This is a genomic window from Clavibacter michiganensis subsp. insidiosus (genome assembly GCF_002240565.1).
Classification (GTDB): Bacteria; Actinomycetota; Actinomycetes; order Actinomycetales; family Microbacteriaceae; genus Clavibacter; species Clavibacter insidiosus.
Genome location: NZ_MZMO01000001.1, coordinates 2,506,455 through 2,526,206, shown reverse-complemented (window position 1 = coordinate 2,526,206; position 19,752 = coordinate 2,506,455). Strand labels below are relative to the sequence as shown.

Genomic DNA, 19,752 nt, shown 5'->3' with positions numbered 1-19,752 from the left:
GTCAGGCCGCGGGATCCACCTCGGCCTCCAGCGGCGTCGCCACGACCGAGGTGCCCACGTGCAAGCGGAACGCGCCGGGCTCGCGCTGCCAGCCGCCGTCCCAGTGCGCGAAGGCCCGCGCGCCGATCGCGATCTCGACCTCCGCGGACGCGCCGGCCTCGAGCTGCGCGGACGCGAAGCCCGCGAGCCAGCGGACCGGCCGGTCGACCGCGGATCCCGCGCGCGACAGGTAGGCCTGCACGACCTGGTTGCCGGCGCGGTCGCCCGTGTTCGTCACGGTCACGGTCGCGGTGATCCCGCCCGCGCCGTCCTCGGCGACCCGCAGGTCGTCGATCTCGTGCGTCGTGTAGCCGAGGCCGTGCCCGAGCGCGTAGGCCGGGGTCGCGCCCGAGCGGAGCCACGCGCGGTAGCCGACGTGGATCCCCTCGTCGTAGACCACCCTCCCGTCGACCGGCGTGACGGAGCGGACGGGCACGTCCTCCTCGGTCGCGGGCCACGTCGTGGGGAGGCGGCCGCCGGGCTCGACGGCGCCGAACAGCACGTCGGCGAGGGCGCCGCCGAACTCCTGGCCGCCGAACCACGCGAGGACGAGCGCCTGCACGTCGTCGCGCCAGGGGAGCAGCACCGGGGATCCGGAGTTGACGACCACGACCGTGCGCGGGTTCGCGGCGGCGACGCGGCGCACGAGCTCGTCCTGGCGGCCGGGGAGGGCGATCGAGTCGCGGTCGAAGCCCTCGGACTCGACCTGCGCGTTGGTGCCGACGACGACGATCGCGACGTCCGCGCCGGTCGCGGCCTCCACGGCCTCGTCCAGCAGGCGCTCGGGCGCCGACTCGTCGGCCTCGATGCCCACCGTGATCCCGAGGATCCCGGCGAGGCCGCCGGGCGCGCTGGTCAGCTCGAGCTCGATCTTGAGGTCCACCGGCTGCCCCGCGGTCGGCTGGAGCGGCGCGGAGATGGAGGGCGGCGACAGGAGGCTCGCGCCGAGGTCCATGCCGATGGGCGCGGCGCCGTCCTCGCGGAGGAGGGCGCCGTCGGCGTACACGCGGCCGCGGCCCGTGGCGCTGAAGCCGACGAGCACCTCGCCGGTGGTCGCGGGCGTCCACCGGGTCGTGATCTCGATGACCGCCGTCGTGCCCGTGGGCGCGTCGCCGCCGAAGTGCATGAGCGTCGTGGCCCGGCGGTCCTCGGTGAAGACCTCGCCGCCGTCCGCGTCGAGGAAGCGCACGAGGGCGCCGTGCTCGCCCGTGCGAGGGTTCCGGATCTCCGCGAGCGGCAGCTCCTGGATCCCCTTCTGCACGACCGCGCCACGCGCGTACCGCACGTCCACGCCGTCGCCGAGGGCGTCGCGGATCCCGTCGAGCGGCGTCACCACGTGCTCGGGGATGACGGTCGCGCTGCCGCCGCCCTGCGTGCGCGCCTCGACGGCGTTGTGGTCGATGACCGCCACGGAGCGGAGCGCGGATGCGTCGAGCGGCAGGATCCCGCCCGCGTTGCGCACCAGCACGGTGCCGGCCGCGGCGGCCGTGTTCGCCACGTCGGCCTGGGGGACCCCGAGGTCGTCGATGAGGGAGAACGCGAGGTGGTTCGTGGCCGTCACGGCGCCGGCCGTGAGCAGGAAGCGCATGAGCCAGGCCCAGCCGGAGTCGGGGTTCCGGCGCGGGTCGAACACGAAGGACCCGAGCACCTCCCTCACGCCGAGGCGCGCGGTCGGGCGCTCGGTGAGCACGCGGTCGCGGAAGACGAGCGCGACGGCGATGACCACGATCACGCCGATGGCACCCGGCACGAGCACCTGCTGCGTCGTGGTGGTGAACAGCTGCACGATGAAGGTGCCGACCACGAGCGAGCCGTTCTGCGCGACGCCGATGGCGGCGGCGACCCGGCCGCGGTTGCGCGGGCGGGCGGAGTCGGCCATCACGGCGATGAGCGCGGCGATGGCGGCGTTGAAGCAGCCTGCACGAGCATCCCGGCGGCCACGAGCGCGAGCACGGTGGTGGCCTGGGTGAGCAGGAACGGGGCGCCGTAGCCGAGGACGACGCCGCCGATGATCCACGGTCGGCGCATGCCGAACCGGCCGGGCGTGCGGTCGGAGAGGCGGCCGGCGAGCGGGTTCACGACCAGGGCGACGAGCGCGCCGAGGCCGAGCACGAGGCTGAGGGTGCCGGCGGTGCTGTCGGGCGCCACCTCGGCGACCTTGAGCGCGAGCGACACGATGATCGGCGGCAGCAGGGCCACGAAGAGCCCGAGGAGCGCGATGGGCATCCCGATCTCGGCACGGCGGCATCCGGGTGGGCGGGCCCCGTCCGGTCGCTGGCTGCGGGCGCGCGACGCGCCCTCGGTCTGCTGGTCTCGGACTGCGTCGGCCACTTCGCCGCCAGGTTCCCGTCCACCCTCATCGGTGGATCGGCACGACGGTAGCACCGGAAACCGACCTGCGGTAGGTATTGGGGGCCCTCCCGGATCGCTAGGGTCGACCCATGGCAGTCGACGAGGGTCCGCGGCGGTACGCCAAGGGCGCCGCCCGGCGCCGCGAGATCCTCGAGGCGGCGCTCGCCCTCATCGCCGAGCGCGGCTACTCCGCATCGTCGCTGCAGGAGATCGCCGACGCCGTGGGCATCAGCAAGGCCGGCGTGCTGCACTACTTCGACTCGCGGGAGGCGCTCATCGCCGCCGTGCTCGAGGAGCGCGACGCGCACTCCGCCGCCGACTACCGCCAGGCGGTGCCCGACGGGGATCCCGCGGACATGGTCGGCATGCTCCTCCGCGCGAGCTCGCACAACGCCGCGACGCCCGGCCTCGTCGCGCTCTACTCGCGGCTCGTCGTGGACGCGGCCGGCGCCGAGCATCCCGCGCACGCGTACATCGCCGACCGCTACGGCCGCGTCGTCGGCGCGGTGGCCGACCAGGTGCGCGCGCTCCAGGTCGAGCTGCCCGGCGGCATGGATCCGGAGGCGTTCGCGCGCATCGCGGTCGCGGTGAGCGACGGCCTGCAGCTGCAGTGGAGCTATCGGCCCGAGATCGACATGCGCGACGCGCTCGAGCGGGCGATCCGAGCGCTCAGCGGCGGGGTGCTCCCCGTGCCGTCGGCCGATCCGGCCGCCGCGACCGCCTGACCGTCGGCCTCGGCCTCGGCGTCAGAGCCGCCCGGTCGCCTTCAGCCGGATGTATCGGTCGGCCAGCGCGGGCGGCAGGTCCGCCGGCGCGCCCGTGACGACGTCCGCCCCGAGCCGGCGCACAGCTGCCTCGACGCGCGCGACGTCGAGGAGCGCGCGCTCGGCGGCGGCCGCGCGGTAGACGGCGGCGCGGCCGGAGCGGTCGGCGGCGCGCTCCGCGAGGCCGGGATCCACGACCGCAGCTACGAGCACGTGGTGCGTGCGCGTCAGCTGCGGCAGCACCTGCAGGAGCGCACGCGCGCTGCCGGGGGAGTCGATCGCGGTGAGCAGCACCACGAGCGAGCGCTGCGACACGATGCGGCGCACGAGCGCGGGCACGGCCGTCCAGTCGGTCTCGAGGAGCTCCGGGTCCACGGGCGCGAGGGCGTCGACCATGCGCGAGACGACGTCCCCGCCGGATCCGGCCCGCACCCGCGCGCGGACGCGGCGGTCGTGCGCCACCATGTCCACCCGGTCGCCCGAGCGCGTGGCGAGCGCCGCGAGCAGCAGCGACGCCTCGAACGCGGTGTCGAGGCGCGTCTCGTCCCGGATCCGACCCGCGGCCGTGCGGCCCGTGTCGAGCACGAGCACCACGCGCCGGTCGCGCTCGGGCCGCCAGGTGCGGACGACGACGTCCTGGCGCCGGGCGGTCGCGCGCCAGTCGATGGAGCGCACGTCGTCGCCGCGCACGTAGTCGCGCAGGCTGTCGAACTCGGTGCCCTGGCCGCGCACCATGAGGGCCGTCCGGCCGTCGAGCTCGCGCATGCGGGCGAGGCGCGAGGGCAGGTGGCGGCGCGAGCGGAACGGCGGCAGCACGCGCACGGCGCCGGGGGAGAGGAGCGTCGCCTGGCGCGCGGCGAGGCCGAGCGGGCCGGCCGAACGGATCGTCACGCGCTCCGTGCGGCGCTCACCGCGACGGGTCGGCGTGAGGGAGAGGCGGATCGCGCGGCGCTCGCCGGCGGGGATCCGCACCCGGTCACGCGTGGAGGACGCGCCCGCGGACGGCTGCCAGGCGTCGCGCACCACGCCGCGCAGGGTGCGGGATCCGCGGTTCGTCATGAGCAGCACGCTCTCGCCCGTCTTGTCGAGCCGGATCCGCGCGGGCAGCACGCGCTCGAGCGCCACGGCCCGCGGGCTGGCCGCGAGGGCGAGGTCGGTCGCCACGAGCACGGCGACCAGGAGGATCCACCCCGCGAGGAGCGCGTAGGCCGCGTCCGACCCGTCGCCGAGCGCGACGAGCGGCGCGATCCCCAGGAGGAGGAGCGCGACCGTGCGTCCGGTGAGGGCCACCTAGCGGCGCGCCACTAGATCGGCACCTGCACCTGCGCCATGACCCCGCGGAGCATGGCGTCGACGGAGACGCCCTCCAGCTCCGCCTCGGGCCGCAGCGCGATGCGGTGGCGGAGCACGGGCAGCACCATCTCCTGCACGTGGTCGGGGGTCACGGCGTCGAAGCCGCTCAGCCACGCCCACGCGCGGCTCGCGGCCAGGAGGCTCGTGGATCCGCGCGGCGACACCCCGAGCTGCACCGACGGCGAGCGGCGGGTGGCCCGCGCGAGGTCGACCATGTAGGCGAGCACGTCCGCGCCCACGCGCACCTCGCGCACGGCCGCCTGAGCCCGGCGGAGCCCGTCGGCGTCGAGCACGGGCCGGACGCCCGCCGCGTGGAGGTCCCGCGGGTCGAAGCCGGTCGAGTGCCGACGCAGCACCTCGACCTCGGCCTCGCGCTCGGGCAGGTCGAGCACGAGCTTCAGCAGGAAGCGGTCGAGCTGCGCCTCGGGGAGCGTGTAGGTCCCCTCGTACTCGACGGGGTTCTGCGTCGCCGCGACGAGGAAGGGATCCGGCAGGGCGTGGCTCTCGCCGTCGACGGTGACCTGCCGCTCCTCCATCGCCTCGAGCAGCGCCGACTGCGTCTTGGGCGGCGTGCGGTTGATCTCGTCGGCCAGCAGGATGCTCGTGAAGACCGGGCCGCGACGGAAGGAGAAGGCGCCCTCGCGGGAGTCGTAGACGAGGGATCCGGTGATGTCGCCCGGCATGAGGTCGGGCGTGAACTGCACGCGCGCGGTGTCGAGGCGGAGGGCCTCGCTGAGCGCGCGGACGAGCAGCGTCTTCGCGACGCCGGGCACGCCCTCGAGGAGCACGTGGCCGCGGGCGAGGAGGGCGATGATCATGCCGGTCACGGCGCCGTCCTGGCCGACGACGGCCTTCCCGACCTCGGTCCGGACGGCGAGCAGGCTGGTGCGGAGGTCGTTGGTCATGGATCCATTCTCCTGGTCGGGACGGTCGGGTCGGTCGGGTCGGTCGGGTCGGCGGCGCGGGCGACCCGGTGCTCGAGCGCGGCGAGGCGCCCGGCGAGGTCGACGAGGTCGCGGTCGGTGCGGGGGCGGTCGTCGAGGAGCAGCGCACGGATCCCCGCGGGGTCCTCGTGGAGGGCGGCGGCGGACGCGGCCACGACGTCGTCGACGGAGGCGAGGCGGCCGAGCGCCAGCGTCGACGCGATCCGGTCAACCGTGCCGACGCGCAGCGCGTCGAGGGCGTGGCCGCGCGCGTCCGCCCGCTGGTAGAGGCGGGCGCGGCCCTCGGCGGTCTCGTCGGCGCGCACCACGACGGGCAGCCGCTCCACCACGAGCGGGCCGAAGCGGCGGCCGCGCCACACGGCGGCGGCGAGGGCGGCGGCGCCCGTCAGCAGGATCGCCGGGGTCACCCACCCGGGCGTCAGCTCGCCGAGCGTGGGCGGCGCGTCGCCCGCGGCGTCGTCGGGCGACGGCGTGTACCAGACGAGCCGCGGTCGCTCGCCGAGCACGCCCAGGGCGAGGGCGGCGGAGCCCTGCTCGGCGATGCGGTCGTTGGTGAGGATCGGATCCGCGCCGAGCACGGTCACGGTGCCGCCGGGCGCGAGCGTCGCCGGCACCTGGAGGAGCGCGGACGCGTCGCCGGTGTCGTCAGGGAAGCACGCGACGGCGGCCGCCCTGTCGTCGCCGAGGTAGCGGAACACGGGCGCGTCGTCGGGCACGGATCCCGCGGCCGTGGCGGCCGGCAGCGCGCACGCGGCGTCGAGCGCGCGGTCGGCGGACTCGGCCGCGCCGCCCGCCGCGACGTCGGGCGCGATCGCCTGCAGCGTCCGGAAGTCGGGGGCGAGGAGCACCGTGCGGGTGGACAGGCGGCCGACCTCCGCCAGCCGCTCGTCGTCGAGGCGGTCGGAGGTGGCGCCGAGCACGAGCGTCGCGTCGTCGCCGTCCCCGACGGCGGCCCGCGCCTCCTCGAGCGTCGTGGCGAGCGTGACCTCGACGCCCTCCGCCTGGAGCACGCGGGCGAGCGCCTGCGTGCCGCCGGGCGCCGGGTTGTCGGGCGCCAGCGCGTCGCCCTGGCGCGCGGCGCCGGAGACCGCGAGCGAGGCCACGGCGACGAGCACGGCGAGGGCGGCCAGCGCGATCCACGTGCCGGCCCGCTGCAGCGCCTGCCGGGGCGTCCGGGTCTCGGGAGTCGCGAGGTCGGCGGCCGCGGGCGCGGGCGCGCTCACCGCGGACCCGCGCCCACGGGCTCGTGCAGCACGGGCACGGCCGTGCGCAGGTCGCGGTCCAGCGCCGCGAGCCGGTCGAGCATCTCCTCGGTGCCGGGGCGGCCGAGGTAGCGGACGGCGTCGAATTCGTCGGCGGCCACGACGAGGCGCGTGGCGTGGGCCGGGTGCGCGGAGCCCGCGCGCCGGGCGAACCCGCGGGCCGTGGTGCCCGGATCCACCGCCACGATCGTGCGCTCGGCCTGCTCGCGCGCGATCGCCCGGAAGAGGTCGGACGCGGCGGCGGCCAGGTCGCCCGCCCGCCGGGACGCCTCGGCGGCGCGCCGCAGCTCCTCGGCGGAGCGCCGGTCGTCGGATCCGAACAGCCCGTCGCCGCGCGCCGCCGCCCGCCTGCGGTCCCGGCGCGGCGCCCCGAAGACCAGGAACGCGGCCACGACCACGGCGAGCACGAGCACGCCGATCACCACGGGCGCGAGGTCCGCGAGGCCGCCGCCCGCGCCGCCGAGGAGCGAGGCGATCCAGTCGCCCACGGCCTGCGCCGCGAGGTCGAGCGCGTTCGGCCGGGCCGCCTCGTACTCGGGCTTCGCGAGCTCGTCGAGGAGGAGGCGGCGCGCGTCGTCGGCGTCGGGATCGAGCGGCACCGCGGCCGCGCGCGCGGCCGTGTCGAGGAGGAGGGAGGCGGTCACGCGCGTCCCGGGCCGCCGGGGGTCGTGCCGGGTGCGCCCGCGGGCGCCGCGTACGGGTCCCGCGCGTCCGGCCCGGTGGCCGACGCCGCGCCCGCCGCGCGCTCCTCGGCGAAGCGCGCGAGCTCGAGGTCGAGCCCCTCGCGCCGCATCCGCAGGTCGATGTAGAGGATGGCCGCGTTCGCCGACGTGACGACCGCGCCGATGCTCCCCACCACCACGCTCACCACGAGGGTCACCAGCTGCGAGCCGATGTAGAAGGCCATGGAGGCGTCGAAGGTCTGGAAGTCGAGCTCCCCGTTGGGGAAGAGCACGGTCTGCAGGATGGAGGTCACCAGGGTCAGCGGCACCGTCACCACGTTCGTGGCGGCGGAGACGATCACGGCGGTGAGCAGCAGGATCCCGAGCACGCGCCAGAACGACCCGATCGTGAGCGACCACGACCGCCGGGCCGCCGCCAGCGGTCGCAGCCGCTCGATCACGATGGCGCTCGGCACGAGGGCGAGGCGCGTCGAGACCCAGGCGGCGACGACCACGAGGCCCATCACGCCGAGCACGCCCACGATGATCCCCACGGCGATGCCCGCGCCGCCGGCGAGCACCAGCAGCGTCACGATGCCCGCGAGCACCGCGAAGACGAGCGTCCACGCCGCCGTGAGGGAGAGGCTCCACAGCACGAGCGGCACGATCCGCGGCCGGGCGAGCCGCCACAGCGCCCGCATCCGCAGCCGCTCGCCGAGCGTGCCCCGCGCCACCTCGCTCGCGACGACGCCCTGCAGGAACGCCGACGCGACGATCGACAGCACGATGGTGACGGCGGCGGCGACGATGACCGCCGCCACGCCGCCGGCGATGAGCGGCCCCTGGTCCGCCTCGCGCGCGGAGAAGACGCGCGTCACGACGAACCCGGTCACGCCCCCCACGATCACGAGGGTCACGATGCCGACGAGCCCTTGGATCAGCAGGGCGCTGCCGACCGTGGCGCCGGGGTTCCGGCGCAGGGTCTCGAACGAGCCCGCGAGGATCGCGCTGAGGCCCAGCGGCCGCAGCGGCAGCAGGCCGGGCTTCGGCGGCGGCGTCCAGCCGGGCGCGGCGCCCCAGCCGGGCGACGGCGGGAAGCCGCCGCCGGGCGGCGACCCGGGCGGCGGAGCCGCGGGTGAGCCGGGCGCCTGCGGGGCCGCGTGTCCCGCGTCCTGCCGCGCGCGATCGGGATCCGGGGACCCTCCCTGACCGGACGGTGCGCCGCCCGGGGCCTGCCAGCTCTGGTCATCGGTCACGCTCGCCAGCCTCCCACAGGCCGCGCGCGAAGTCCCGCGCCGGGCGGCCCGGCCGATCCCCGCGCATGCACCGGCTACCCTGGGGGCCTACGAGGACAGGGAACACCTTCAGATGACAGCACGGATCCTGGTGGTCGACGACGACACCGCGCTCGCCGAGATGATCGGCATCGTCCTGCGCACCGAGGGGTTCGAGCCCTCGTTCTGCGGGGACGGCGGCCAGGCGCTCGCCGCGTTCCACGACGCGAAGCCCGACCTGGTGCTCCTCGACCTCATGCTCCCCGGCCTCGACGGCATCCAGGTGTGCGACCTCATCCGCGCCGAGTCGGGCATCCCCATCATCATGCTCACCGCGAAGTCCGACACGGCCGACGTCGTCAAGGGCCTCGAGTCCGGCGCCGACGACTACATCGTCAAGCCCTTCAACCCCAAGGAGCTCGTCGCCCGCATCCGCACGCGCCTGCGCCCCGCGGCCGCGGCGTCGCCCGGGCTCCTGCAGGTCGGCGACCTCGTGGTCGACGTCGAGGGCCACGAGGTGCGCCGGGGCGAGGAGCGGATCAACCTCACGCCCCTCGAGTTCGACCTCCTGCACGCGCTCGCCAGCCGCCCGCAGCAGGTCTTCACGCGCGAGATGCTCCTCGAGCAGGTCTGGGGCTACCAGTACAAGGCCGACACGCGCCTCGTCAACGTCCACGTGCAGCGCCTGCGCGCGAAGGTCGAGGACGACCCGGACAACCCGCGCATCGTCATGACCGTCCGCGGCGTCGGCTACCGCGCGGGGGCCGCGGCCTAGACCCATGCGCCCGTTGCCCGTGTGGCTCGTCGACTGGAGGTCGTGGCCGCGCCGCCTCACCCGGATCTGGGCGGTCTCCCTCCAGTTCCGCACCGTCCTCATCACGGTCGCGCTCTCCGGCGTCACTGTCCTCCTCATCGGCGTGCTCATGACGCAGAGCATCTCGAGCGACCTCTTCCGCCAGCGGCTCGACACCGTGCTGCAGCAGTCGAACAGCGCCACCAGCCGGATGCAGGAGCAGTTCACCTCCTCCGACGCCAGCGACCAGACCGAGCTCGAGCAGCTCCGCACGCAGGTCTTCGACGAGCTGCGCGGCAGCGCCATCAACCTCTCCGACTTCGCGTTCCGCCGCACGCCCGGCACGGAGGCGCGCAACGTGCTGCAGAACGCGTCCACCGCCGACTACGTCGACAGCCTCCTGAGCGCCGACCTCCGGCGCGCGGTCGGCGAGGGCACGGGCACGCAGCAGTGGCAGTCGGTGGCGATCCCGGTGGGGGACCAGGGCGCCACGAGCCCCGGCATCGTCGTCGGCTCGAGCATCGACATCCCGTCGGCCGGGAGGTACGAGCTGTACCTCGTCTACGACCTCGGCGACATCCAGCAGACCCTCGACTTCGTGGCGGGCACGATCCTCCTCGCGTTCCTCTTCCTCATCGTGCTCATCGGGGCGATCGCGTGGCTCGTGGTGCGCCTCGTGGTGGCGCCCATCCGCGTCGCCGCCGACACGAGCCAGAAGCTCGCGGCCGGGCAGCTCGAGGAGCGGCTGCCGGTCAAGGGCGAGGACGTGATCGCCACGCTCGCGCGCTCGTTCAACGGCATGGCCGACTCGCTGCAGTCGCAGATCACGCAGCTCGCCGACCTCTCCCAGCTGCAGCAGCGCTTCGTCTCCGACGTCTCGCACGAGCTGCGCACGCCGCTCACCACGATCCGGCTCGCCGGCGGCGTGCTCTACGACCTGCGCGAGGACTTCAGCCCGCCGGCCGCCCGCAGCGCCGAGCTGCTGCACACGCAGGTGGAGCGCTTCGAGACGCTGCTCGCCGACCTGCTGGAGATCAGCCGCTTCGACGCGGGCGCCGTGGACCTCGTGACCGAGCCGACCAACCTCGTGCGGCTCGTCGAGGACTCCATCGAGGAGTTCGAGGGCCTCGCCGCGCAGAAGGGCTCCGAGCTCAAGCTGGTCGCCCCCGGCGGCTACTTCGACGCCGAGATGGACGCGCGCCGCGTGCGCCGCATCGTCACGAACCTCGTCGGCAACGCGGTCGACCACGGCGAGGGCCGGCCCATCGTCATCACGGTCGACAGCGACCGGGACGCCGTCGCGCTCGCCGTCCGCGACTACGGCGTCGGCATGACGCACGAGGAGATGGGCCACGTCTTCGACCGGTTCTGGCGGGCGGATCCGTCGCGCCAGCGCACCACGGGCGGCACCGGCCTCGGCCTCGCCATCTCCCTGGAGGACACGAATTTGCACCACGGCTGGCTGCAGCTGTGGTCGCGGCCGGGCGAGGGGTCCTGCTTCCGCCTGACCCTGCCCCGACGCCCCGACGTCCCCCTCGACGGCTCGCCCGTCGCGCTGCCGCCCGACGATCCCGCGGACGACCGCGCCGACGAGGAGGACGCCCGTGTCCCCAGCACCTGATCCCCGCCCGCGCCGGGCGCCCGGACGCGCGGCCCGCGCGGCCGCCGTCGCACTCGTCGCCGCCTGCGCCGTCCTCCTCTCCGGCTGCGTCTCGATCCCGTCCGGCGGCCCCGTCTCCGAGGGCGACCCCGCCACCGTCACCGACGAGTCGGGGGTCAGCTACCAGCCGGACGGCCCGCAGGCGGGCGACGGCCCCGACGACGTCATCGCCGGCTTCGTCGACGCCGCCACGAGCTCCGCCGACCAGTACGGCGTCGCGCGCCAGTTCCTCTCCTCCGACTTCGCGTCCCGCTGGGACCCGTTCGCGAGCGTCGTCGTCTGGGAGGGCCAGGCGAGCACCTCGGAGGAGGTCGACGGGACCTACAGCTACTCCGTCACGACCATCGCGACGGTCGACGGCCAGGGCCACTACCGCGAGGTCGGCAGCGACCAGGAGACGCGCCTGTCCTTTCAGCTCGTGCAGGAGCGCGGCGAGTGGCGCATTGCGAAGGCGCCGGACGGCATCGCCCTGCGCTCCACCTACTTCCGCGAGATCTTCAGCGCGCACGCCCTGTACTTCTTCGACCCCACGTTCTCGTTCCTCGTGCCGGACCTCCGGTTCTTCGTCACGCGCGCGTCCCAGAGCGTCAGCACGCGCATCGTCAAGTCGCTCCTCCAGGGCCCGTCGCCGTGGCTGTCCCAGCCCGCGGTCGTCACGGCCTTCCCCGAGGGCACGCGGCTGGCGTCCTCGGCCGTCACGACCGCGGGCGGCACGCCGCAGGTGGACCTCTCGACGGAGGCGCGCGCCGCCGACGGCGTCACGCAGCAGCGGATGAAGCTCCAGCTGCGGCAGAGCCTCTCCAACATCCCGTCCGTGCTCGACGTGCAGATGCTCGTCGACGGGACGCCCCTCACCGTGGCGGACCTCGGCGGCCGCGGCCCCGTCAAGGACCCGCAGGCGGAGTCGCGCCCGCTCGTCCTCGCGCAGGGCGCGTTCGGCTACCTCGGCGGGGGAGAGGTGGCCCCGCTCGGCACGCTGGGCACGCGCGTGACGGCGCTCGGGGCCGACGCGGCGACCCTCAGCGCCGACGGCCAGCAGGCGGCGGTGCGCAACGCGTCCGGCGTCTGGTCGGTGGGGGACGGCGACCGCGACGCGGTCCTCCTGGACACGCGTCCGGGCCTCGTCGCGCCGTCCCTCGACGCGCAGGGCTACGTCTGGTCGACGCCCGCGTCGGATCCCCGGGGGCTCGTCGCGTGGGGCCCCGACGGCGTCGGCCACCCCGTCGCCGTGAGCTGGACCGCCACGGGCCGCGTCGTCTCCCTGGAGGTCGCGCGGGACGGCGCCCGCGTCCTCGTCCAGCTCGAGACGGGCGCCGGGCCGCAGCTGCTCGTCGCGTCGATCGTGCGCGACGACGGCGTCCCGACCTCCCTCACGACGACCCCGCTCGAGCTCCTGGCGTCGCCCGGCACCCCGCTCGACGCGACGTGGGTCGACGAGCTCGACGTCGCCACCCTCACCCTCGCGCCCGACGGCGAGCGCCAGGTGGAGCTGCACCAGGTGGGCGGTCCGTCGAAGGACATGGGGTCCGCGGCCGACGGCGTCTCCATCACCGGCGCGAACGACGAGAGCGGCCTGCGGGTCCTCACGAGCGCGGGCGCCCTGCTCACGCCGCGGGGCAGCACGTGGCAGCAGACCGCCACCGGCGTCTCCTTCGTGGCGACCAAGCGCTGACGCCGTCCACGGATCCGCCGCGCCAGTCCGCCCCGCACCGGCCGCGTGCGATCCTCCGCGCGTGATCCCCGTTCCCGGCCCGCTCGCCCCGTCCCCGTCCCCGTCCTCCCGCATCCCGTCCGCGCTCCGCGCAGCCCTGCTCGACGCCCTCGCGGTCGTCGCCCCGGTGGCCTGCGCCGGGTGCGGCGCCCCCGACCGCGCCGTGTGCCCGGCCTGCCGGGCCGCGATGCCCTGCCCGCCCCTCGTGCGGCCCCTCGCGCTGCCCGCCGTCCCGTCGCCCCGGGGTCGTGTCCCGGCCCGCGTCGTGCCGGTCGGCTGCGGGAGCGCGTACGCCCCGCCCTGGCCCGCGCTCCTGTCCGGCCTCAAGGAGGACGGCCGCACGGACGCCGCGCGGGCGATGGCGGCGACCCTGATCCGCGCCGTCCGCACGGCCGTCGCCGCCGCCGAGCGCGAGTCCGGTCCCGCGACCGCCGCCCCCGCGTGGCCCCTCGACGTGATCCCCGTCCCCGTCCCCGCGCCCGCCGCCTCCCTCCGCCGTCGCGGCTACGCGCCCGTCGAGGTCCTGCTCGCCCGCGCCGGCATCGTCCCGCTGCGGGCACCGGGCCTGCCCGGGCTGCGCCGCCACCCGCTCCGCTTCACCCGACGGCCGACCGACCAGGCCGGCCTCGGGGTCGCCGCGCGCGCGTCCAACCTCGACGGCTGCCTCGCCGCGCGCATCGACCTCGCGGGCCGCCGGATCCTCGTGGTCGACGACGTCCTCACCACCGGCGCCACGCTCCGCGAGACCTGCCGTGCCGTCCGCGCCGCGGGCGGCGAGGTCGTCGCGTGCGCCGTCCTCACGGCCGTGCCCGCCCGCTCCCGCGGCGGGGCGCCGCGCGCCCGATGACGGCCCCGTCGCTCCCTGTGCATGTCCGATGCGCGCGCGGTCCACCCGCCGGATGCCTCGCGCTGCGACGAGCCCGAGGTCTAGGCTCGCCCGAAAGGCGTGAAAGTGATCGCCCTCTTCCAGCGGGCGACGCGTCATGATCTGGAGGTACGTCATGGACATCAACATCACCGGCCGCAACGCGGAGATCACCGACCGATTCCGCGTGTACGCCACCGAGAAGGCCGACAAGATCGTCCAGCTCGCCGAGAAGTCCATCTCTCTCGACATCAAGGTCTCGCGGCACAGCGAGAAGTCCGGAGGATCCGCCGGCGACGACCGCGTGGAGATCACGCTCGTGGGCCCGGGCCCCGTCATCCGCGCCGAGAGCAGCGCCGCCGACAAGTTCGCCGCCTTCGACCTGGCCCTCGGGCGCATGCTCGAACGGCTGCGCCGTGCCAAGGACAAGAAGAAGATCCACCGTGGCAACCACCGCCCCGTCTCCCTCCACGAGGCGGCCACGGAGGGATTCGCGCAGATCGACCTCGACCCGGCGGACGCCGAGCTCATCGAGCGCGTCAACGGGAAGAGCGTCGCTCCCGTCGACCAGCCCGTCGACGAGGACGACTACTGCCCGGTGGTCATCCGCACCAAGGTCTTCCCGTCGCAGTCCATGACGGTCGACCAGGCCCTCGAGCACATGGAGCTCGTCGGCCACGACTTCTTCCTCTTCATCGACGCGGAGACCGACCGCCCGAGCGTCGTCTACCGCCGCAAGGGCTGGGACTACGGCGTCATCGGCCTGGCCGACGGCGAGCAGGAGCTCGCGGGCGCCGGCGCCGGATCGCGGTCGCTGCGCCGCTGATCCCCCTCCTCCCCATGAGGCCCCGCGCGCTCCGGCGTGCGGGGCCTCGTGCGTGACGCCGGGTCCCCGGATCAGGGCGCTCCCGGGAAGGGCGCCGGACGAGTCGGTACTATGGCGATGCTCGTCGGCGGCGACATCCGCGCGCCGTCACGGCGGTCGTCGTCATCCGGCGCCCGCCCATATACGCAGGGAGACACCGATGGCCTCAGTACTCGAGAAGGTCCTTCGCGTCGGCGAGGGGCGCACGCTCCGCAAGCTGCAGAACTACGCGAAGGCGGTGAACCAGCTCGAGGAGGACTTCACGCACCTCACCGACGAGGAGCTGAAGAACGAGACCGTCGAGCTGCGCGAGCGCCACGCCAACGGCGAGTCCCTCGACGACCTGCTCCCCGAGGCGTTCGCCGCCGTCCGCGAGGCGTCCCGCCGCACGCTCGGCCTCCGCCACTTCGACGTCCAGATCATGGGCGGCGCGGCCCTCCACCTCGGCAACATCGCCGAGATGAAGACGGGCGAGGGCAAGACCCTCGTCGCCACGCTGCCGGCGTACCTCAACGCCATCGCGTCGCGCGGCGTGCACGTCATCACGGTCAACGACTACCTCGCGAGCTACCAGAGCGAGCTCATGGGCCGCGTCTTCCGCGCCCTCGGCATGACCACCGGGGTCATCCTCGCGGGCCAGACCCCGCAGCAGCGCCGCGAGCAGTACGCCGCCGACATCACCTACGGCACGAACAACGAGTTCGGCTTCGACTACCTGCGCGACAACATGGCGTGGCAGGCCGCCGACATGGTCCAGCGCGGCCACTTCTTCGCCGTGGTCGACGAGGTCGACTCCATCCTCATCGACGAGGCCCGCACGCCGCTCATCATCTCGGGCCCGTCCGCGGGCGACGCGAACCGCTGGTTCACCGAGTTCGCGAACGTGGCGAAGCGCCTTGTGCCGGAGGTCGACTACGAGGTCGACGAGAAGAAGCGCACGGTCGGCGTCCTCGAGGCCGGCATCGAGAAGGTCGAGGACCACCTCGGCATCGACAACCTGTACGAGTCCGCGAACACCCCGCTCATCTCCTTCCTGAACAACTCGATCAAGGCCAAGGCCCTGTTCAAGAAGGACAAGGACTACGTCGTCATGAACGGCGAGGTGCTCATCGTCGACGAGCACACGGGCCGCATCCTCATGGGCCGCCGCTACAACGAGGGCATCCACCAGGCGATCGAGGCCAAGGAGGGCGTGGCGGTCAAGGCCGAGAACCAGACCCTCGCCACCGTCACCCTGCAGAACTACTTCCGCCTCTACAAGAAGCTCTCGGGCATGACGGGAACGGCCGAGACCGAGGCCGCCGAGTTCATGAGCACCTACAAGCTCGGCGTCGTCCCGATCCCCACGAACCGGCCCATGCAGCGCAAGGACCAGTCCGACCTCATCTACAAGAACGAGAAGGCGAAGTTCGAGCAGGTCGTCGAGGACATCGCGGAGCGCCACGCCTCAGGCCAGCCCGTCCTCGTCGGCACCACGAGCGTCGAGAAGAGCGAGTACCTCTCCAAGCTCCTCGCCAAGAAGGGCGTCCGCCACGAGGTCCTCAACGCCAAGAACCACGCGCGCGAGGCCGCCATCGTCGCCCAGGCGGGTCGCCTTGGATCCGTCACGGTCGCCACGAACATGGCCGGCCGCGGCACGGACATCATGCTCGGCGGCAACGCGGAGTTCCTCGCGGTCGCCGCGATGAACGCGCGCGGTCTGAGCCCCGTCGAGACCCCCGAGCAGTACGAGACCGAGTGGGACGACGTGTTCGCCCAGGTCAAGGCCGAGGTCGACGAGGAGGCCGCGAAGGTCATCGAGGCCGGCGGCCTCTACGTCCTCGGGACCGAGCGCCACGAGTCGCGCCGCATCGACAACCAGCTCCGGGGGCGTTCCGGCCGCCAGGGCGACCCGGGCGAGAGCCGCTTCTACCTGTCGCTCACCGACGACCTCATGCGCCTGTTCAACAACGGCGCCGCCGCGAGCCTCATGGGCCGTGACAGCGTCCCGGACGACGTGGCCATCGAGTCGAAGGTCGTGAGCCGCGCCATCCGCAGCGCGCAGGGGCAGGTCGAGGCGCGCAACGCCGAGATCCGCAAGAACGTCCTCAAGTACGACGACGTGCTCAACCGCCAGCGCGAGGCGATCTACGGCGACCGCCGCCACATCCTCGAGGGCGACGACCTCCAGGAGCGCTCGCAGCGCTTCCTCGAGGCCGTCATCGACGACGTGCTCGACTCGCACATCGGCGAGGGCAACGGCGACGACTGGGACTTCGACGCCCTGTGGACCGAGCTCAAGACGCTGTACCCGATCTCGATCACCATCGACGAGGTCATCACGGAGGCGGGGAGCAAGGGCCGCGTCAACCGCGACTTCGTCCGCCGCGAGATCCTCTCCGATGCGAAGCTCGCCTACTCGAAGCGCGAGGAGCAGCTCGGCGAGGCCGCGATGCGCGAGCTCGAGCGTCGCGTGGTGCTCTCGGTCATCGACCGCCGCTGGCGCGAGCACCTCTACGAGATGGACTACTTGAAGGACGGCATCGGCCTCCGCGCCATGGCCCAGCGCGACCCGCTGGTCGAGTACCAGCGCGAGGGCTTCGCGCTCTTCCAGCAGATGATGGGCGCGATCCGCGAGGAGACCGTCGGGTTCCTGTTCAACCTGGAGGTCGAGGTGCAGGCGCCCGCGGATGCCGAGTCCGTGGGACCGCGCATCCAGGCGAAGGGCCTTGCCGCGAACCAGGCCACGGCGGACAAGCTCCGCTACACCGCCCCGACGGATGACGGCGGCATCGAGGTGCGGAACCAGCGCGGCCAGATCGAGAAGGCGGCGACCGCGAAGGCTCAGAAGGACCAGCAGGCCGAGGACGTCGTCCTGGTCGGCGAGGACGAGCCGGAGACCCCGCAGGGTCCGCCCGCCCGCGGCGCCTTCGGCCAGGCGACCGGTGCATCGTCAGCCGCTCCGCAGAACCGCGAGGAGCGTCGCAAGGCCGATCGGCGCAAGTAGGCCCTCCCCGGGTCGGCGGGTTACCCGTCGTCCCGGGGGACCGAGCGTCGAGCGCACGACGAAAGGCGCGTCTCCCGCGGGAGACGCGCCCTTCGTCGTGCGACGGGTGGCTACAGGACGTTGATGGCCGTCGCGCGCCAGCGGCGGTCGAGGCCCTCGAGCCGGATGGCGACGGCGCGGGCACGTGCCCGGCCGTGGACCACGATGACCGCCTCGATGACGCCGTCTCGGGGGGGAGAACGACGTGACCGTCCCGATGGTGAACACCGGTCGGGTCACCGACTGCCCCTTCGTGCGCCGGGCCCGGGCGCTGAGCACCACGCGCTTGAGGAGGTGGCGGTAGACGTCGTCGCTGACCCAGCGGGCGATCTGGTCGAGCTCCCGGGCTCCCGCGAGGATCTCGATGACGCAGCGGGTGAGGTTCTCGAGCAGCGGCCCCGACGGGGGAAGGTCCTGGCTGCTGCAAGGCTGGCGCCCGAAGAAGTCGTCGACGTCGAAGCGCTTGCGGACCGTTCCCCGCACGGTGGCGGTCGTCGCGGGCGCGGTCGCGGAGGACGGACCGGCTGCGCCGCTCGTCGCCTGCGAGGGCGCTGCGGCGGGCTTCCGAGCACCGGACCGCCGGGTGGAGCCGCCCTCGGCGTCACCGGCTATGGTGCTCCGGCGGTCGGGGAGATCCTCCCGTGGCACTGCTTCACTCATGCGTCACTCCCATCCCGGTGCTCCCCCCGATCGGGGGGACCACGATGCCTTGTCAACTGTGACAGTGCGCGAGGCTCGGCGCACGTCCAGCGCACAAGATGTGGAGAACTGAGAGCGGATCTCAAGGAAGGGACCCAAGGTGACCCGGATGTGCCAGCCGTCCCCGCCGCCGCGCCGCTCCCTCCGAACGCCCGGGACCGGCGACCGATGAGGTGGGAGAACCTCTTCGACGACCTCGAGGGTCAGTGGGAGACGGCGCGGCTCGCCGAGGAGCGGGACCAGCGCGACGAGGAGGAGCGCGTGCGCGTCGCGCGTACCGTCATGCGCGACCGCCTGAGGGCGCTCACCTCGTCCGATCAGGCGCGACCGCTGCGCCTGTCGCTGTCGGACGGCACCTGGATCGACCTCCGCGCCAAGGTGCTCGGGCGCGACTGGCTGTCGGGGGAGCTGACCGTCCCGGGCGATGCGCCGTCGCACGAGGAACGGGCGTGCATCCTCCCCCTCGCGTCCATCCACGCGCTCGCCCTGGACCGGGAGCAGGTGCGGTCGAGCCTCGCGCCCGCCGCGGAGCTCCCGCCCGAGCGCGGCATCGTCGATCGGATCGGCCTGCCGTTCGTCCTCCGCGACCTCTGCCGACGTCGCGCGCGCGTCGAGCTGCGGCTCCGGGACACCGTCGTCGGGGGCACCCTGGATCGCGTCGCCCGCGACCACGTCGACGTCGCCGTCCACGAGGCGGGGAGCCCCCGCCGGGAGTCGGCCGTCTCGGGGTACCGGCTGGTGCCTTTGGCGGGGATCGTCCTCGTCCGGGTCTGATCGTCGCCGTCGCGGCAGCATGTGGACAACGCACGACGCCCGCGCGCGCCGTCCCCGACATTGACCGGCATGCCTGCCACCCCTCGTCCCGCGCGTCCGGCGCGCCGTCCTGTCTGGTTGGATCCCCGCTTCATCGTCGGGCTGGTCCTGGTCCTCGTGTCGACGGGTGGCGTGGTGGCGCTCCTGCGCTCCGCGGACTCGTCGGTGGTCGTCATGGCCGCGGGGTCCGCCCTGGACGCGGGGACCACGGTCCACGCCTCCGACCTCGTGCCCGTGCGCGTGCGCATCGACGGCGCTGCCGACCTCTACGTCTCCCCGGACGCCGCCGACGGGCTCGTCGTCACGCGCTTCGTGGGCGCCGGGGAGCTCGTCCCGCGGTCGTCCGTCTCCTCGTCCGACGCACGCACCACCGCATCGGTCGTCATCCCCACGGCCGCGGGCGCCGACCACCTCGTCGCACCGGGCACCGTGGTCGACATCTGGGCGGCCGCGGCGAAGGGCTCGGGCACGAACGCCTACGACGCGCCACGGGTCATCGTCTCCGGGGCCACCGTCACGCAGGTCATCCGACCCGAGGGCTTCGTCGCGGATCAGGACCACACGCAGGTGCAGGTGACCGTGCCGCGTGAGGACGTCGCGGCGGTCCTCTCCTCGACCGACGCGCGCGACCAGATGACTCTCGTGCCCGTCGGCGATGCGGGGGCCTGAGC

17 protein-coding genes and 1 pseudogene are annotated in these 19,752 nt (G+C 74.2%); 9 read left to right on the top strand and 9 right to left on the bottom strand.

The window, feature by feature from the left end; all coding sequences use genetic code 11:
- Window position 1: 1 nt before the first annotated feature.
- Both B5P21_RS12225 and B5P21_RS17345 read right to left on the bottom strand, forming a co-directional pair.
- The gene (locus B5P21_RS12225) at window positions 2-1,918 is read right to left on the bottom strand and encodes a glycoside hydrolase family 3 C-terminal domain-containing protein (protein ID WP_236688796.1); all 1,917 of its coding nucleotides are present in this window, start codon (window positions 1,916-1,918) and stop codon (window positions 2-4) included.
- Complete coding sequence (locus B5P21_RS17345) at window positions 1,918-2,265, bottom strand: MFS transporter (RefSeq protein ID WP_236688797.1); 348 nt, start codon at window positions 2,263-2,265, stop codon at window positions 1,918-1,920. The genes B5P21_RS12225 and B5P21_RS17345 overlap by 1 nt, the downstream gene beginning before the upstream one ends.
- 215 nt (window positions 2,266-2,480) lie before the next feature.
- Between B5P21_RS17345 and B5P21_RS12215 the strand changes: the two genes are divergently transcribed.
- The gene (locus B5P21_RS12215; protein ID WP_045527056.1) at window positions 2,481-3,116 is read left to right on the top strand and encodes a TetR/AcrR family transcriptional regulator; all 636 of its coding nucleotides are present in this window, start codon (window positions 2,481-2,483) and stop codon (window positions 3,114-3,116) included.
- Between the two features lie 21 nt (window positions 3,117-3,137).
- Here B5P21_RS12215 and B5P21_RS12210 read toward each other — a convergent pair whose 3' ends face one another.
- The 5 genes from B5P21_RS12210 to B5P21_RS12190 are packed head-to-tail and all read right to left on the bottom strand — an operon-like array spanning window position 3,138 to window position 8,632.
- Window positions 3,138-4,445: a DUF58 domain-containing protein gene (locus B5P21_RS12210; RefSeq protein WP_045527057.1), complete on the bottom strand. Its 1,308-nt coding sequence runs from the start codon at window positions 4,443-4,445 to the stop codon at window positions 3,138-3,140.
- Window positions 4,446-4,459: 14 nt separating this feature from the next.
- The gene (locus tag B5P21_RS12205; RefSeq protein ID WP_094171205.1) at window positions 4,460-5,413 is read right to left on the bottom strand and encodes an AAA family ATPase; all 954 of its coding nucleotides are present in this window, start codon (window positions 5,411-5,413) and stop codon (window positions 4,460-4,462) included.
- On the bottom strand, window positions 5,410-6,675 hold the full coding sequence (locus B5P21_RS12200; protein ID WP_094171204.1) for a DUF4350 domain-containing protein: 1,266 nt from the start codon (window positions 6,673-6,675) through the stop codon (window positions 5,410-5,412). Before B5P21_RS12200 ends, B5P21_RS12205 begins: the two co-directional genes overlap by 4 nt.
- The gene (locus B5P21_RS12195) at window positions 6,672-7,358 is read right to left on the bottom strand and encodes a DUF4129 domain-containing protein (protein WP_045527061.1); all 687 of its coding nucleotides are present in this window, start codon (window positions 7,356-7,358) and stop codon (window positions 6,672-6,674) included. The genes B5P21_RS12200 and B5P21_RS12195 overlap by 4 nt, the downstream gene beginning before the upstream one ends.
- Window positions 7,355-8,632 carry a DUF7847 domain-containing protein gene (locus B5P21_RS12190; RefSeq protein ID WP_045527063.1) on the bottom strand — a complete coding sequence of 426 codons (1,278 nt, stop codon included), beginning with the start codon at window positions 8,630-8,632 and terminating at the stop codon, window positions 7,355-7,357. The genes B5P21_RS12195 and B5P21_RS12190 overlap by 4 nt, the downstream gene beginning before the upstream one ends.
- Before the next feature lie 112 nt (window positions 8,633-8,744).
- On the opposite strand from B5P21_RS12190, the gene mtrA reads away from it, so the two are divergent.
- The 6 genes from mtrA (at window position 8,745) to secA (ending at window position 17,530) form a co-directional block, all read left to right on the top strand.
- The gene (mtrA, locus tag B5P21_RS12185) at window positions 8,745-9,425 is read left to right on the top strand and encodes an MtrAB system response regulator MtrA (RefSeq protein ID WP_045527065.1); all 681 of its coding nucleotides are present in this window, start codon (window positions 8,745-8,747) and stop codon (window positions 9,423-9,425) included.
- A gap of 4 nt (window positions 9,426-9,429) precedes the next feature.
- On the top strand, window positions 9,430-11,064 hold the full coding sequence (gene mtrB / locus B5P21_RS12180) for an MtrAB system histidine kinase MtrB (RefSeq protein WP_045527066.1): 1,635 nt from the start codon (window positions 9,430-9,432) through the stop codon (window positions 11,062-11,064).
- Entirely contained in the window at window positions 11,048-12,775 is a 1,728-nt protein-coding gene (lpqB, locus tag B5P21_RS12175; protein ID WP_045527067.1) for a lipoprotein LpqB, read from the top strand. Before mtrB ends, lpqB begins: the two co-directional genes overlap by 17 nt.
- A gap of 61 nt (window positions 12,776-12,836) precedes the next feature.
- Window positions 12,837-13,661, top strand: coding sequence for a ComF family protein (locus B5P21_RS12170; protein WP_246865283.1), 825 nt, complete (start codon window positions 12,837-12,839; stop codon window positions 13,659-13,661).
- A 154-nt stretch (window positions 13,662-13,815) separates the two neighbouring features.
- On the top strand, window positions 13,816-14,505 hold the full coding sequence (gene hpf / locus B5P21_RS12165) for a ribosome hibernation-promoting factor, HPF/YfiA family (RefSeq protein ID WP_045527069.1): 690 nt from the start codon (window positions 13,816-13,818) through the stop codon (window positions 14,503-14,505).
- Between the two features lie 199 nt (window positions 14,506-14,704).
- Entirely contained in the window at window positions 14,705-17,530 is a 2,826-nt protein-coding gene (gene secA, locus B5P21_RS12160) for a preprotein translocase subunit SecA (RefSeq protein WP_045527070.1), read from the top strand.
- 110 nt (window positions 17,531-17,640) lie between these two features.
- On the opposite strand, the gene B5P21_RS17570 is transcribed toward secA, so the two are convergent.
- Together B5P21_RS17570 and B5P21_RS12155 are read right to left on the bottom strand one after the other, a co-directional pair.
- A complete protein-coding gene (locus B5P21_RS17570) occupies window positions 17,641-17,733 on the bottom strand; it encodes an Rv3235 family protein (RefSeq protein WP_236688798.1) in 93 nt (30 codons plus the stop codon).
- A 109-nt stretch (window positions 17,734-17,842) separates the two neighbouring features.
- Window positions 17,843-18,229, bottom strand: a pseudogene (locus B5P21_RS12155) (Rv3235 family protein); the annotation flags it as partial.
- A gap of 207 nt (window positions 18,230-18,436) precedes the next feature.
- Between B5P21_RS12155 and B5P21_RS12150 the strand changes: the two are divergent.
- Together B5P21_RS12150 and B5P21_RS12145 are read left to right on the top strand one after the other, a co-directional pair.
- Window positions 18,437-19,042: a hypothetical protein gene (locus B5P21_RS12150; protein WP_045527071.1), complete on the top strand. Its 606-nt coding sequence runs from the start codon at window positions 18,437-18,439 to the stop codon at window positions 19,040-19,042.
- Window positions 19,043-19,111: 69 nt separating this feature from the next.
- A complete protein-coding gene (locus B5P21_RS12145; protein WP_094171203.1) occupies window positions 19,112-19,750 on the top strand; it encodes a hypothetical protein in 639 nt (212 codons plus the stop codon).
- The last annotated feature ends 2 nt before the right edge of the window (window positions 19,751-19,752 follow it).

Coding starts and splice junctions, on each gene's coding strand:
- mtrA (WP_045527065.1), top strand. CDS start 8,745: ATGACAGCACGGATCCTGGTGGTCGACGACGACACCGCGCTCGCCGAG.
- B5P21_RS12205 (WP_094171205.1), bottom strand. CDS start 5,413: ATGACCAACGACCTCCGCACCAGCCTGCTCGCCGTCCGGACCGAGGTC.
- B5P21_RS12150 (WP_045527071.1), top strand. CDS start 18,437: ATGAGGTGGGAGAACCTCTTCGACGACCTCGAGGGTCAGTGGGAGACG.
- B5P21_RS12215 (WP_045527056.1), top strand. CDS start 2,481: ATGGCAGTCGACGAGGGTCCGCGGCGGTACGCCAAGGGCGCCGCCCGG.
- B5P21_RS12145 (WP_094171203.1), top strand. CDS start 19,112: ATGCCTGCCACCCCTCGTCCCGCGCGTCCGGCGCGCCGTCCTGTCTGG.
- secA (WP_045527070.1), top strand. CDS start 14,705: ATGGCCTCAGTACTCGAGAAGGTCCTTCGCGTCGGCGAGGGGCGCACG.
- mtrB (WP_045527066.1), top strand. CDS start 9,430: ATGCGCCCGTTGCCCGTGTGGCTCGTCGACTGGAGGTCGTGGCCGCGC.
- B5P21_RS12225 (WP_236688796.1), bottom strand. CDS start 1,918: ATGGCCGACTCCGCCCGCCCGCGCAACCGCGGCCGGGTCGCCGCCGCC.
- B5P21_RS17345 (WP_236688797.1), bottom strand. CDS start 2,265: ATGCCCATCGCGCTCCTCGGGCTCTTCGTGGCCCTGCTGCCGCCGATC.
- hpf (WP_045527069.1), top strand. CDS start 13,816: ATGGACATCAACATCACCGGCCGCAACGCGGAGATCACCGACCGATTC.